The 14,192-nt window shown below is 63.4% G+C and carries 14 protein-coding genes, 1 pseudogene and 1 riboswitch; of the genes and pseudogenes, 9 read left to right on the plus strand and 6 right to left on the minus strand.

Annotation, left to right across the window (positions count from 1 at the left end; all coding sequences use genetic code 11):
- Positions 1-15 precede the first annotated feature (15 nt).
- Positions 16-125: riboswitch (TPP riboswitch) on the minus strand.
- 51 nt (positions 126-176) lie between these two features.
- From CXY74_RS17740 to CXY74_RS11805, 5 genes are all read right to left on the minus strand, one after another.
- Positions 177-440, minus strand: a complete 264-nt coding sequence (locus CXY74_RS17740; protein ID WP_199183218.1) for a hypothetical protein — start codon at positions 438-440, stop codon at positions 177-179.
- Between the two features lie 104 nt (positions 441-544).
- On the minus strand, positions 545-1,801 hold the full coding sequence (locus tag CXY74_RS11790) for a Zn-dependent hydrolase (RefSeq protein WP_104200612.1): 1,257 nt from the start codon (positions 1,799-1,801) through the stop codon (positions 545-547).
- Positions 1,798-3,036, minus strand: a complete 1,239-nt coding sequence (locus tag CXY74_RS11795) for an amidohydrolase (RefSeq protein WP_104200613.1) — start codon at positions 3,034-3,036, stop codon at positions 1,798-1,800. Before CXY74_RS11795 ends, CXY74_RS11790 begins: the two co-directional genes overlap by 4 nt.
- Positions 3,033-3,758 (minus strand): hypothetical protein, encoded by a 726-nt coding sequence (locus CXY74_RS11800; protein WP_104200614.1) that lies wholly within the window; start codon positions 3,756-3,758, stop codon positions 3,033-3,035. Before CXY74_RS11800 ends, CXY74_RS11795 begins: the two co-directional genes overlap by 4 nt.
- A gap of 23 nt (positions 3,759-3,781) precedes the next feature.
- The gene (locus CXY74_RS11805) at positions 3,782-4,537 is read right to left on the minus strand and encodes a DUF5058 family protein (protein WP_104200615.1); all 756 of its coding nucleotides are present in this window, start codon (positions 4,535-4,537) and stop codon (positions 3,782-3,784) included.
- A gap of 105 nt (positions 4,538-4,642) precedes the next feature.
- On the opposite strand from CXY74_RS11805, the gene CXY74_RS11810 reads away from it, so the two are divergent.
- Entirely contained in the window at positions 4,643-5,602 is a 960-nt protein-coding gene (locus tag CXY74_RS11810) for an Lrp/AsnC family transcriptional regulator (protein WP_104200616.1), read from the plus strand.
- 16 nt (positions 5,603-5,618) lie between these two features.
- Here the strand turns inward: CXY74_RS11810 and CXY74_RS11815 are convergent, their stop codons facing one another.
- Complete coding sequence (locus CXY74_RS11815; protein ID WP_104200617.1) at positions 5,619-7,046, minus strand: amidase; 1,428 nt, start codon at positions 7,044-7,046, stop codon at positions 5,619-5,621.
- Between the two features lie 389 nt (positions 7,047-7,435).
- Between CXY74_RS11815 and CXY74_RS18405 the strand changes: the two are divergent.
- From CXY74_RS18405 to CXY74_RS11845, 8 genes and pseudogenes are all read left to right on the plus strand, one after another.
- Positions 7,436-7,738 (plus strand): annotated as a pseudogene (locus CXY74_RS18405) (hypothetical protein); the annotation flags it as partial.
- A gap of 22 nt (positions 7,739-7,760) precedes the next feature.
- Positions 7,761-7,979: a hypothetical protein gene (locus tag CXY74_RS17335; RefSeq protein WP_146070133.1), complete on the plus strand. Its 219-nt coding sequence runs from the start codon at positions 7,761-7,763 to the stop codon at positions 7,977-7,979.
- Between the two features lie 56 nt (positions 7,980-8,035).
- The gene (locus tag CXY74_RS17340; RefSeq protein ID WP_158252359.1) at positions 8,036-8,494 is read left to right on the plus strand and encodes a DedA family protein; all 459 of its coding nucleotides are present in this window, start codon (positions 8,036-8,038) and stop codon (positions 8,492-8,494) included.
- Between the two features lie 103 nt (positions 8,495-8,597).
- Positions 8,598-8,909: a hypothetical protein gene (locus tag CXY74_RS11825; protein ID WP_104200619.1), complete on the plus strand. Its 312-nt coding sequence runs from the start codon at positions 8,598-8,600 to the stop codon at positions 8,907-8,909.
- A 351-nt stretch (positions 8,910-9,260) separates the two neighbouring features.
- A complete protein-coding gene (locus CXY74_RS11830; protein WP_104200620.1) occupies positions 9,261-10,148 on the plus strand; it encodes a MurR/RpiR family transcriptional regulator in 888 nt (295 codons plus the stop codon).
- An 83-nt stretch (positions 10,149-10,231) separates the two neighbouring features.
- On the plus strand, positions 10,232-12,373 hold the full coding sequence (locus CXY74_RS11835) for a PQQ-binding-like beta-propeller repeat protein (RefSeq protein WP_199183219.1): 2,142 nt from the start codon (positions 10,232-10,234) through the stop codon (positions 12,371-12,373).
- Positions 12,370-13,299 carry a carbohydrate ABC transporter permease gene (locus CXY74_RS11840; protein WP_104200621.1) on the plus strand — a complete coding sequence of 310 codons (930 nt, stop codon included), beginning with the start codon at positions 12,370-12,372 and terminating at the stop codon, positions 13,297-13,299. Before CXY74_RS11835 ends, CXY74_RS11840 begins: the two co-directional genes overlap by 4 nt.
- Positions 13,296-14,117, plus strand: a complete 822-nt coding sequence (locus CXY74_RS11845) for a carbohydrate ABC transporter permease (RefSeq protein WP_104200622.1) — start codon at positions 13,296-13,298, stop codon at positions 14,115-14,117. Before CXY74_RS11840 ends, CXY74_RS11845 begins: the two co-directional genes overlap by 4 nt.
- The last annotated feature ends 75 nt before the right edge of the window (positions 14,118-14,192 follow it).

The raw sequence follows: 14,192 nt of genomic DNA on the forward strand, positions 1-14,192 counted from the left end.
AATATCAGGGCACGGGATGTGAGAAAATTGCCTCCCTGCGCTGGCATGATCCAGATCAGGTTCGACGGTCGAAGATTGATAATCTTCCTCTCAGCCCGGCTCACCGGACTCCCGTGTTCAAGATGAGTGTAACCAAGAAACAGCCAAGCCTGGACGAACCATGTGTCGGTTCACACCTAACGCGTGCGTACCAAGCCTTCGAACATGACTACCACGACTCCGACGAGGTCACCACCAGAACTTCGATCAGGCGCAGTGATGTCCGCTACTGTGCCGATCCTGCTGCCGTGGCCGCCGGTACCTCGATCAGGCGCCCGGATGCGACGTCGTAGATATAGCCCGGACCGGGATGTTTCGCGGTTCGAGCGGATGGCATTGTCAGGGGCGCGCCCGCCGGCGTTGCGGATCACGTAGGCGTCGCCCTCGCTCAAACCCTTCATTGCCAGTGGCGAAAACTGGCAAGACTGCCTCCAGACCTCCCGAGCCAGGCAGGAGGGCGCTGTCAGGTGGGTTTCAATATCTGATGCGAGCGAGGGCGGGACCGTCAATCGCGGGCGAGGCTCAGCAGGGTCTCGAGCAGCACGTTCGCACCGTTCTCCACGTCGATCCAGGCAGTGTTTTCCTCGGGGCAGTGGCTGCGTCCATCGATGCTTGGAACGAAGATCATGCCCGTCGGCGCCAGCTGAGCCATGTTTTGCGAGTCATGGCCGGCCCCAGATGGCAGCGAGCTAGACAACAACCCACGCGCCGCGGCCGCGGCCGCGATGGTCGCCTGGATGTTGGCGTCGAGCCGAACCGGCGGGATCGTGACCTCAAAATCGAACTCCACTGCGAGCTCGTAGTGCAGGGCAATCTCCCGGGCCACATCCACGATGGTTGTCTGCAGCGTTTTCACCAGATCCGCCTCCGCTTCCCGGAAATCCACCGTGACCCGGGACAGCCCGGGGATCACGTTGGCGCTCCCCGGCTCCACCGTCACGATTCCCGAGGTGACGACGGCGCGCTCGCTCACGCGTGAAGCCACTTCAGGCAACGCCACGAGCAGCGCGCCGGCGGCAGTGAGGGCGTCGCGGCGCCGGTCCATCGGGGTGGTCCCGGCATGGTCGGCCCGGCCCCGGAACGACACCACGCCGCCGCCGAGCGCCACGATGCCGGTGACCACGCCGATGTCGTGCCCGAGCTGCTCGAGCGTCGGACCCTGCTCGATATGCAACTCCACCGTAGCGTGCAGCGCGGCGGGGTCTAACTTGGTCGCCGTGGCCGCATCGAGGTTGCCGCCGGCGGCCGCGAATGTGTCGGCGAACCGGTCGCCGTTTCGACCGGTGAGCGACTCCAGCTCGGTGCGGGAAAATCCTCGCGCGAGTGCGCTCGACCCGAACAGATGGGCATAGTTGCCCTCCTCGTCGGTGAACATGACCGCCCGCACCGGTCGGTCCAGCGCTGGGCGTTCCTCTTGGATGCGGCGCAGGCATTCCAGCGCGGCGAGCACGCCGAGCGCCCCGTCGAAGGCGCCCCCGTTGGGCACGGTGTCGATGTGCGACCCGGACCACACGGCGGGCCGGTCCTCGGTGTGGTCGTCATAGTCGGGCGAGATGACGATGTTGCCGATGCCGTCCACTTTCACGCTGAGACCGGCCTCGGCGCAGCGCCCGAGCAACCATGCGCGGGCCTCGCCATCCGCAGCCGAGAAGGACGTGCGATCCAGGCCACCGCCCGGCCCGCGGCCGATGTTGCCGAGGGCCTTGAGGTCAGCGACCAGTCGGGGCCCGTTGACCGAGAGTCGGGCTGTTGCGGTATTCATGCGGCGCCGCCCGGCGTGCCGACCCGCGACAGGACTGCGGTGAGGGCGGCGGTGAGCCCGGCTGCCAAGGCCGGCTCGGAGTCCGGGGCGAAGTGAGGGGAGTGGTTGCCGGCGACCGATTCGGTTGCGTCGATGGTCTGCTGGGAATAGCCGCCGAACATCCAATACACCGAGGGCACGCCAATGGCCTCGGCGAGCAGTCCGAAGTCCTCACTTCCCATCACCGGCGGCACCTCGATGACGCAGTTCGTTCCGAGGGCGCCGCCGAGCTCAGCGATCAGCTGTTGGGTCGCTGCCGGGTCGTTGTAGCAGCGGGGAAATGTGGAGAGCACCTCGATCACAGGTTCGGGGGCTCCGGATGCCTGTGCTTCGGCCGCGATGATGCGGCGCAGCGAGTCCAGTACACGGGTGCGCACCTCGACGTCAAAGGTGCGCACGTTGACAGTGAACTCGGCAGTGGCGGGGATGATGTTTTCCTTGAGTCCGCCGTGAAAGGTGCCGACCGTGACCACGGCGGCTTTCATCGGGTGCACCTCTCGCGACACGACGGTCTGCAGACGCACAATCATGTGAGCACCGAGCACGATCGGGTCGATCGACTGATCGGGCTGGGAGCCGTGGGCCTGACGGCCGTGCACGGTCACCTTCCAGGAATCGGCCATGGCCATCGCTACGCCGCTGCTGATGTCGACGGTGCCGGCAAGGCCGGGCCATACGTGCTGGCCGTAAACGATCTCGGGGCGGGGGGCGCGATCCCACAGTCCGTCAGCGAGCATGGCTACCGCTCCCGCCCCGGTCTCTTCCCCTGGCTGGAAGATGAACACGACGGTGCCTGCCCAAGCGGACGGGTGGGTGACGAGGTGCTCGGCCAGTGTCAGCGCGACTGTCATGTGAGTGTCGTGGCCACACCCGTGCATCGTGGGCACGTCGGTGCCGTCGGCTAGGGTAGCGCGGGCGGTGCTCGCGTAGTCGAGTCCGGTCTCTTCCTGGATCGGCAGGCCGTCGGTGTCGGCGCGGTAGGCGACCGTGGGACCGGCGCCGTTGCGCAGGATACCGACGACGCCGGTCCCGCCGCAGCGGAAGGTCTCGAGTCCGAGGTCGTCAAGGCGCCGCGTGAGGAACGCACAGGTCTCGGTCTCCTGCATGGACAGTTCCGGATGCGCGTGTAGATGCCGGTACAGCTCCTGCATCGTGCGGGTCGTGGTGTCATCAGTCGGGAGGAGGGTCACGGTCATGAGATCTCTTTCGTGGAGTCGGAACGGGGTTTGCTGCGTAAGAACCAGGCCAGCACGGCGGTGGTGACGACGGTGATTCCGGTGGCGAGGTTTGCGATGGTGGGGATGGCGGGCACGAGCACGAAGAAGACGAATCCGGCTGTGCCGATGGCGATAAGCGTGACGCGCGGTTGTTTCAATGACACTACGAGCTGCACGATGACCCCGCCGATGATGCTGGGGAAGATGTACAGGCGCGCAACGTCGGTGACGTCGGCTGGCACGATGGTGACAAGCCAGGAACCCAGTAGGCCGACGAACACCAGCATGAAGAACACGTGCACCATTGCCGCGCCGCAGATGGCCATCAGGGCTGAGAATTCGCCGCGCTTGGTGCCAGCCTTAGCGCCGATGGCCGCCTGGGCGACCAGGGCAGAGGGAAGCAGCTTGTTGGCGATGTTACCGATCATGAACGCCTGGTACATCGCCGCCGGGCCAAGGATCGGGTAGTAGGTGATCGGCTCGACCACCCACAGCACCGAGAACACCGCGGCAACGGCCAGAAAGGCGATCCAGACCTGTGTCTGCGTGATGCCAAGGTCGGCGAACAGCACCAGGTAGAGCGGCGCGGCGAGCGACATGACCAGTGCGGCGATCATGGTGAGCCGACCCCAGCGGCTCGTCGTGCGGTCGAAGGTCGCCAAAACGGCGGACGGCGTGGAGATCACTGTTGTGGAGGACATGCTGGCCTTTCTTGAGGTTGGAGTCAGGCGCCCGACATGAGGCCGGTGGTGTGGAGGGTGTACGCAACGAAGAGCCCGATCACGATGGAAAAGCCAAGCCCCCATTCGCGCAGCCAGGCCACGTTGAAACGGTGCGCTAGGAACAGGCACGTCCCCATCACCGCGGCGGAGGTGAGAACGGTCAGGATGTGCACGGGAGTTTTGCCGAGCTCTCCGATACCGAGGCTCGCGAATGCTCCGAGGAGAGCCGCAGCGGGAATGATGGCCATCAGGGCGGGGTTGACGCTGCGCAGCCGAGAGTCGCCGCGTCTGAGCAGCGGGGTCAGCACCAGGGTGGCGATCATCCACATGGCGCCGGAGAGGCTCATCGCCATAAATGCGACGGCGAACACGCTCTGGGTGTAACTCGCGTCGCCAAGGGCTGCTCCCATGGTGGTCGCGGCAATACTGGCCGAGGCAGTCTCAGTGGCAGCCGACCCGACCAGACCGACGCGCACCAGCACAGCCGGGGTTCCGAACAGGCTGAGTAGGGCCACGCTGACGAGCACTACCGCCAGGGAGGGGCCAATGGCGGCCACGGCGCCGGCGCGAAAAGAGGTTTTCAGCTCGGCCGAGCTGATGCCGGCCGCCGGCGCGGCGATCCGGGCCGCACGTACGTACACGACCGTTTGCAGGATGATGGCGGCGAACACGCCGACAGCTAAAATCCACAGGATTGGCAGGTTGGCGATGGCGAGGATGTCGGTTGAGCCAGGGTCACCGGGCAGGGGCGGAATCATAAGTGCTCCAGAGCTGGAATGCGGGTGGGGCGGTGCGTGATGATAGGTTCGGCGCTAAGGAACTCCTTGTATTGTCAAGGAACGGCGTACGAGCAAAGGTGGATTGTGCGGCTACTGGATCCCCTGGAGCGGCGGATCGCGGCCGCGCTGCAGTTCGACGGGCGCAGATCTTGGAGCCAAATCGCCGACGTGCTCGGCGAACCGGAGCGCACTGTCGCCCGCCGAGGCTGTGAACTGATCGAAGCCCGGCTGGTGCAGGTTGCCGGACTTCGCCCACAATCCACATCGGTGATCATCCGCGTGCAGACCGCTCCGGGCACCACTCGCGCGACTGCGAACGCACTGGCGCAGCGTCGGGATTCGACCTTCTCGTACACGATGACCGGCGGCGTGGATTGTGTCGTCGAAGTACTGACCGAGGCCGAGCTGATGCCAGCGCTGCTCACGGACGAGATCCCCGGTACGGTCGGCTTGGTGCGCGCAGTCAGCTACCCCGTGATGCACTATTTCCGCACCATCCGCGGTTGGCAGCCTGACTTGCTGACGGAGGTCGAAGCGGATGCCTTGCGGGCCGGTGTAACGACGGACACGTGGAGTCTGCAGGAGCCGCAGCGGCTGAGCCGGGTCGACAACGAGATCGTGGAGGCGCTTTGCCAAGACGGTCGGGTGTCCTGCGAACGGTTGGCCCGCCTGACTGGTGTGTCCAACGCCACGGCGCGCCGCCGCACGGAATGGCTGCTGCAGAACAACCATGTTTACATTCGGGCGGTCGTTGAACCGGCGAGTGTCGGGCTTCCGGTCGAAGCGTTTTTGTGGATCCGCAGCGACCCGAAGAACGTCGAGGCGGTCGGCCGAGACCTCGCGGCCTCGCCGCTGGTGAGGTACGCAGCCGCGGTCGCCGGCGACTACCAGGTCGTAGCGAATGTCACCGCGAAGGACCAAGCCGCCCTCTATGCCTGCGTGACGACCGCGCCCTGGGTTGCTCACACCAAATCGATTGACGTCAGTCTGCTGCTCGAGGCTTTCAAACGAGGCGGACGAGTGCTGCAGCCCGCGCGAATCTGAACGCCTATGACGCATCTCAGCTACCGGTGTCCCGCAGAGCAGGAGCCTGCCACGCATACCGCGTGACCTGTTCGAAGCAGTAGCCCACCCGCAACAGCTCGACGTCCTGACCGTGGTCCATGACCAGCTGCAATCCGACCGGCAGGCCGGACTCGCTGAAGCCCGCTGGTACGCAAAGCGCGGGAAGCCCGGTCGCAGAAACGACGCAGGCGGAGCGCATCCACTCGAGGTAGTTGTCAAACGGCACGCCGTCGATCTCGGTCGGATACCGCAGGGCGGCATCGAAGGGAAGCAGCTGGGCAGCCGGACTCGCGAAAACGTCGTAGCGGGCGAAGAAGACGCGGGTCTTCTGCGCTAAGCGGGTGCGGGCCAGCGCGGCCGAGACGACGTCGGCTCCGTTCAGAGCAAGGCCGCGCTCGACATTCCAGCGCACCTCGGGTTTAATCTTGTCGCTATGCCGGGCCACGAGATCGCCATAGGACAAGGCGAAGTCGAACGCGCGCACTGTGCTGAACACTTCGTCGGCGTCACGCAGATCAGGCGCGGCCTGCTCCACGGTCGCGCCGAGGTCTTCGAACACCTGCAGTTGCTGGTGCAGCACGCGCAGAACTTCTTTCTCAACCGGGATACCCAGACCGAAATCGTCGGACCAGCCGATGACGAGCCCGGTGAGATCGCGCTGCAGCGGCTCCAGAAACCGGCGTGCCGGCACCGGGTTGGGGTACGGTGCGTCGGCGTCTGGCCCGGAAAGCACCGACATAGCCAGGGCAATGTCGGTCACCTCTCGGGCCAGCGGACCGCTCCGAGAAAGCCAGCTCCAGGCGTTGAGGCTCGGCTGCAGGGGGATCACCCCGAGCGACGGCCGGAATCCCACCACGTTGCAGAAGGAGGCGGGAATGCGTAGCGAGCCGCCCATGTCGCTGCCGTCGCTAATGGACTGGATGCGCGCGGCCAGAGCGGCGGCGGCCCCTCCGCTGCTGCCGCCCGCGCTGAGCGACGGGTCGTACGGGTTGGTGGTCGTTCCGAAAACCTCGTTGAAGGTGTGTGACCCGGCTGCGAACTCCGGCACGTTGGATTTACCGGTGGTGACGACGCCAGCGGCCTTGAATCGTTCGATAATCAGATCGTCGTGGTCGGGAACGTGGTCGGCGAACAGTGGCGACCCGAAGGTCGTGCGCAGGCCGGCTGTCGAATGAGTGTCCTTATGCGTCATTGGAACGCCGTGCAGTGGAGGCAGATCATCACCGCTCAGGGTGCGGGCGTCGGCGGCCACCGCGAGGTGACGGGCCGCCTCACGGTCCTGGGTGACGATGGCGTTGATGCGAGGGTTGACCCGGTCGATCTGGGCGAGGTGCGCGTCCAGGGCTTCGGTGGCCGAGATCTCGCGTCGGCGAATGGCCAGTGCAAGCGCGGATGCTGACAGCTCGGTGATCTGGTCGTTCACGGTTTATCCCCTGCCTGGCCGGTAGACCGGATATCCCGGGTGCGTAGAAGTCTCGTGGTCGGCAGCCGAAATAGTGAACGGAAGTCCGTGAATACGGCCGATTAGATGGAGATAGCCACGTTTTTGACCGATTTCGTCATCGAGGGGTCGGCCGGGTCAGGTGGGGAACACCCGCTGCTGTATCTTGTCGAGGCGCTCAGACGGAAAAATTCCGGCAGGGACGATTCTTAGAAGGTCCTGTGACGCCAGGGGTGACTCTAGAGGCTGAGCACGAATCTCCGACCACACCGCCTTCGCCCGGACCGCTATTCCCGCAGCCGGAGTCATCCTCGCCGTCATCATCAGCGGGCTGGTGCTGAGTGTGTCGGCGGGGGTGGACGGTCGTGGAGATGGATGCGCTCCGGCACGTGAATGCGGTTCACACCGCGCCACTGGACGCGGTGGCCCTCGGTCTTGACTGGCTGTTCAGCCCGGCCGTGGGAGCGGTTCTTGTTCTGCTGGCAGCCCTGTCGGTGCTGGTCGCGACCCGGCGACCCGGCGCGGTGATCTACTTCCTGCTGGTGGTGCTAATTCCTACCGTGGGCGCCGACGTGATCAAGTTGCTCGTGCACCGGGCGCGGCCCGATATCCCGTCACTCCCGCACATCTTGCTGCTCGAACCGGGCGGACTCAGCTATCCGAGCGGTCACACCAGCTTGGCCGCTTGCTTCCTCGTTGGCATCGTCATCGTCACGGCCGGTCACCGGCGACCTTCTTTCCCAGCCCGTCGCCGACCGTGGGCTGGGGCTGGGGACCACGGGAACCACGGGAACCACGGGAACCACGGGAACCACGGGAACCAGCGTGCTCTTTCTGGCCGTGATCCTCGTTCTGGTGATCATGCTGACCAGCCGCGCCCGCATCACGGATCCACGTCTGACGGCCACGGTCTAATCAACGAGTGCAGCGGCGGATGCTCGGCCTGTCTTCAGATGATTCAAAGAAAGTCCTTGCAGCATGAACACCATGACCGTTTTCGCACTGCCCACCTCCGGATTGCTGGATCCGCAGGCGGTGATCGCCGGCGCCGGCGTCTGGGCCTCGTCGTGGTCTGCGCGATCGTGTTCGTGGAGACCGGCCTACTCGTTGGGTTCTTCCTGCCCGGCGACACCCTGCTGTTCTTCACCGGCGTGCTCACCTTCAGCGGGGTGATCAGCCAGCCGCTCTGGGGCGTCATCCCGGCGATTGCGCTGTCGGCCGCGCTGGGCGACCAGCTCGGCTACACCATCGGCCGCACGACGGGCCGGCGCATCTTCGACCGCCGCGATTCCGGCCTGTTCAGCCGCAAAAGTGTGACGCGAACGCAGGAATTCTTTGATCGGTTCGGGCCGGCGGCCGTCACGATCGCCCGCTTCGTGCCGGTTGTCATCAGGGCCATCGTCACACGTCGTCAGAATTCTCGCGTGTGACCGCCGAGGTGCGCGGGGCACTGCGCGGTCGGAGCGCGCGGTGACAGAATTGGGCGAAGAGGCGATACGGATTTCGATGGCCCTGTGCAGAGAAGGAAAAACCATGGCGACAATTGAGCTGCTCCACATTGCCGGCTGCCCGAACTCGGAGCTGACCCTCGATCGGCTGCAGCGCGCCGTTGACAACGCGATGCCCTCGAACACACTGATCACATCCACCCTGGTCGATTCTGCCGAGACGGCCGCACAGGTCCCGTTCGCTGGATCACCGACGATCCTCGTCGACGGTGTCGATCTCTTCCCAACGGATGGCCGCACCACCGACCTCGCCTGCCGGATCTACCTCACACCGAACGGCCTGGCCGGATCTCCAACCCAGCAACAAATCGAAGCTGCGCTCGCGGCCCATGGATGACGCTTCAGACCGCGCCTGTCCTTGCGGCGGTCGCATCTATCCGCGCTGCCGGCTGCACGCGTGAGTGACACGCTCGGTACGGCGGAGATCAATGACGTGCGGACGGTTGACCGTGCGGACACTTATCCTGCACGGCGCCCTCGGCACGTGGTCGCCGTTCGAAATTTGGAAGAGCCGCAGGGCCTGACGCTCTAGGAAACGGCTGGCCCTCCGAAGAGCATCTACCGTAAGCCGAGCGCCGGTCATCGCTTACCGAAATCAACTTTCATTCGTCTGCCGTATTAGAAATTAACGTTCAGAGTTCATCTTGGGGGCGAGGCGCGTTCACACCGCCTCCCTAACGTCGCAGTTATGACCGAAACAACAATTCCCGCGCTGGCAACATCGTTCAATCCGGGCTCCATCCACACGCCAGAACGTATCCGCGCCAGACTGATCGATTTCAGCCCAGCCGAGCGGCGCGTGGCTGATGCGGTCCTGCGGGACCCTTTTGGCGTCATTCACCTATCGGTAAGTGAGCTGGCCGCGAGCGCCGACACCAGCCCCGCGTCGGTCATACGATTCTGCGCGACTCTCGGGCTGCGCGGCTTTCAGGAACTCAAAATCACGCTCGCCAGCGAGTCAATACCGAGCGAACGTCGCGTTCTCGGCGAAATCCAGCCGGGTGATGGGGTCGCCGAAATCACGCTCAAGGTCATGGACACAACTGCCAGAGCAGTTGGTCAGGCCGCGCAGACTCTCGATCTGAGCGTGCTCGAAGCGATCGCCGAGCAGATAGTTGGCGCCCGCCGTGTTCTCTTTGGAGCGGTTGGTACGTCTGCGCCGCTGGCAGTGGACACTGCCTATCGCCTCACCCAGATCGGCATTGACGCTACATTTGCCCTCGACGTGCACACTCAGCATGTCAGCGCACGGATGCTTCGAATCGGTGACGTTTTCTTTGCCATCAGCCACACAGGCTCGACCTTTGAAACACTCGCCACCACCCGCGCAGCGAAACTTTCGGGCGCGACTACCGTCGCCCTGACCAGCTTCTCGCATTCCCCGTTGACTGAGGTGGCAGACCTCAGCCTTGTTGCGGGGAGCGCCGAAACTGCTTACCGCGTTGAGTCGATGTCGAGTCGGATCGTGCACTTCGCCGTGCTGGACGCTCTCTTTGTCACCCTGGCACTGCGCAGCAGTACCAGCTCAGCACACTTGGCCATGACCGAGGATGTGCTGATCGAGCACCGTATATAGCTCCGTCCAATCTTGGAGAGCCTTACCTGCCAGCTCGACCCGAAGCCTGAACAGCCCAAATCACAATATGTAAAGGATCTACCGTGCACGGAATTGTCGTCTACAGCTCGGGCCAACCGGCCGAGGGCATTGCCGTTACCAATGGCCATCACGTTACCCAGACCGACGCCTCCGGCCTGTTCGCCCTGCCCGATGAAGGTTCCTTCGTCGTCATCACCCGGCCAACGGGCCATACCGCGACACCGTGGTGGTACCCGGTTCCGGCAAACCACGAAACCCAGATTCGTTTCGAACTCCTGTCGATGCCGCAGTCTCTTCCGTACGAGTTTGTGCACCTCACGGACACTCATATGACGGTCCCGCAGGACGCGACGGAAGCGGATGACACTGGCTCAGGCCTCTACCGCGAAGGAAGCCTTCCCGGCCAAGTCCGTGATTTCCTCACCCGGCTACCGGAGTACGCCCCGAACGCGCAGAGTATCTTCGTTACGGGTGACCTCGTCGACCACGGCGTTACTGAGGAATACGAAGCGTACGTTGACGTGCTGACGTCGAGCCCGGTACCCGTGCACCTCATTCCCGGAAACCACGACCATATGAACGGGCGCCACGGCGCCATCATCAGCCGCAATAACTATCTCACCAATGATGGAACGCCCGAGCTGTATGAACGCTACTTCGGGCCACGTTGGTATAGCTTCGATGTCGCGGGGCTGCATGTGGTCACACTCGATTGGCACACCCATGAGCTCGGTATCGACCACGAGGCGCAGAACGCCTGGGTGCGGGCAGACCTTCAGCTTCGGCCAGAGGGCAGCCCATGGATTTTACTGTTCCATGACCAGCCGAATTTCTCCATCATCGAGCAGCTGCCGTGGTTGCCCAAGGCAACCTTTTCGGGCCATTGGCACACGTCGAGAGTCGTCGAGGTTGACGGTACGCTGCACGTAAACAGCCCCACCACGTTCTTCGCAAGCCTCGACTACAGTCCGCCGGCCTACCGTCTTGTCACCTGGGACGGCGAGAACATCACGTTAAAGACGCAGACGCTGCTGACCGTTCCCGTCCCCGACGTCCTCGGCGATGTTGCTACGTCGACTTTTGCGGCAAAGAGCACGCCGTCGGACAATTCGGCCGTGCTCTGGCGGGCCGAACTCGGTGGCGCCGGCCATCGGCAGCGTGCATCCGTTGACGGCGACCTCGTTCTCGCTGGCGGCCAGATCGAGGATCGTGCGGCCGGGACAGTGGAGGCCTTCGATCTGGCCACCGGGGCGCTGGTCTGGCAAGCACACACGGCTTCGGCAGTGAAGACGACGCCTGCCGCCACTTTGAACGTTGTCGTGGCTGCTGAGGTGAGCGGCGACCTGACCGGGTTTGATCGCACCACCGGAGAGGTCATCTGGACCTTGAAATCGAGCGATCCGCTGCGCCGGTTCGCCTGGGGCAGCCCAACGGTTGCCAACGGAGTGGTCTACCTCGGCGACCAGTCCGACTTGCGAGCCGTGGACATCCGCACCGGAGAAGTGATCTGGCGTCGCACCGACCTTTCGCCGCATCACAACCTCGTGAACCACTCAGCCCCGCTGCTGATCGATGATCTGTTGGTCATGGGATTCTGGCCCACGCCCGAGCATCCAATAGGTCTGAACGCTCAAACGGGCGAGTCGGTGTGGAACCGGGCCGGCTGGGACGGCACGGATCCCTTCCTTGCGCTCAAGCGGATGCTCATCATGGGCACGGCCAGCTACGATCCACAAACTGACACGGTAATTATGCCGGCGTTTGGCAGCACCGCGCGCGTGAATCGGGCCACAGGCGCAACGATGTGGACGCAGCCGCACCAGGGCGGATTCAGTCCGGCTACGCCGGTCATCACGGATGCGGGATACATCATTACGGTCACGGGGCATGGTCTGCGGCTGCTCCAGCGCGAAACTGGCGACACGTTATGGGATCTGCCGATCGCAGGTTCCGCCCCCTTCCCGATGGCGTCCTATACAAAAATCCCGCACCCCGTTATCGCAGCACCAATCCTGGTCGAGCAGCACTTGGTACTGCCCGGACTTGACGGCATCGTGCGGCGGATCGACCTTGAAGGCAAGCTGATCGGGCAGACTCAACTCGCGTCACCGATCGCCGCAGGTCTCGTGGACGCAGGTGACCGGCTCATTGCTGTTGGCGTCGACGGCAACGTGCTTGCTTTGTCAAAGGACATTGCGTTATGACGACTCTCCTGCGCGACGAGAAAATTGTCATCGCTGCTCGCCTCCCTGCACAGCCGTTGCGGCGTTCACGTACGAATCTTGTTCCCGCACTATTTCTTCTGCCAGCCGGAATCGGTATCGGTACCTTTGTGATCGTTCCTGCCGTGTTGTCGCTCGCGGCGAGTTTCTTCTCGGTGCCGCTGACCGGCGGCGCGTGGACCTGGGTGGGCCTGGCCAACTACGAACATGTTCTTACCGACGCTGCCGTACTGCAGGCCATCGGAAACACGCTCGTGTATTCCGTGATCACGATCGTGCCCAGCCTCGGGATCGGTCTGTGCCTAGCGCTGCTTGCAAATTCTGTGGCGCGAGGGCGCGCCTTCGTGCGAACCGCATTGTTTTTGCCGATGACGGCCAACCTCGTGGCCATGGCGGTCGTGTTTCGTTGGCTCTTTGCATTCCAGGGCGGGTTCATCAACCAAGTGCTGGGGTTCGCCGGATTTGGAGCGGTCAACTGGCTCGGCGACACGAGTACGTCGCTGCTGACCTTGGCCATGGTTGGCGTGTGGCGGAGCGCATCGTTTAGCATGATGATCTTCTTCGCTGGGCTGGCCACCGTCCCTGGCACCATCCACGAGGCCACCAGGGCCGAGGGCATCCGTGGCTGGACAAAACTCACCCGCATCACGCTGCCCATAATGAAACCGACCGTAGTCTTCGCCACTGTCGTTGCCGTACTTGGCTCGATACAGGTTTTCGACACCGTCAATGTCATGACGCAGGGTGGTCCGCAGGGGGCCAGCGAAACGATTCTCACCATGACCTGGAAACTTGGTTTTGGCTACTTCGATCTCGGGGCCGCGTCCGCGCTGTCCTTCCTGCTTCTCGTCGTGCTCGTAGGCATCGGACTCATCCAACGTCGCGTACTCGCAGGAGGTCACAAATGATTCACGTGGTGCGAGCCGGACGATGGCTGGTGATTACCCTGGCCGTTCTAGTGTCGCTCTTCCCCTTTTACTGGATGCTGCGGACCGCCGTTTCTCCCGCCGACGAGGTGTTCTTTGACGGCATCTCGCTCATCCCTACGAGCTTTGATTGGTCGAATTTCGCCCGAGCCTGGACAGAAGCCAATCTTGGCCAAGCGATTCTCATCGGTTCTGTCATGACACTGTCAATCCTGGCGCTCCAGCTCATCACCTGCATTCCCGCCGCTTATGTGCTCGCCAAAGTTCGCATGCGCGGAAAAGGCGTCGCCCTGGCGATCGTTATCGGCTGTTTACTCGTCCCTGGGCAGGTCAGTTTGATTCCCATCTTCATCGGAATCAACAGCATCGGCCTGGCCGACTCTCTCCCCGGACTCGTTTTGCCCTATATGACCAGCGCGTTCGGGATCTTTCTCCTCCGACAGCAGATGATGGCCATTCCCGATTCCCTCATGGACGCGGCACGCACCGACGGACTAGGGCACTTCCGAACTCTCCGAAACGTGGTCGTTCCCATGGCTGCACCCGGCATCGCCGCCTTCAGCGTCTTCTCTGTCTTCACCCACTGGAACGACTACATGTGGCCGCTCCTCATCGCCCGCAGCCCCGACCTTGCCACCCCGCCCCTCGCCCTTGCACTCTTTCAACAAGCTGACGCGGGGTTCGACTACTCCGCACTCGCAGCAGGTGCCGCAATCGTGACCGCACCTGTGATCGTTCTCTTTCTCATCGCGCAGAAGCGGTTCGTTCAAGGCATGAGCGGAGCGGAGATTCCAGGATAACCACGCGCTAGATCAGGGTCTGCATTATTCTTCCCGCGATTTTCCCGAAGTTCCGAACTGCAGTTCATACATATA

This window comes from Cryobacterium sp. Y29, assembly GCF_002929825.1.
Classification (GTDB): domain Bacteria; phylum Actinomycetota; class Actinomycetes; order Actinomycetales; family Microbacteriaceae; genus Cryobacterium.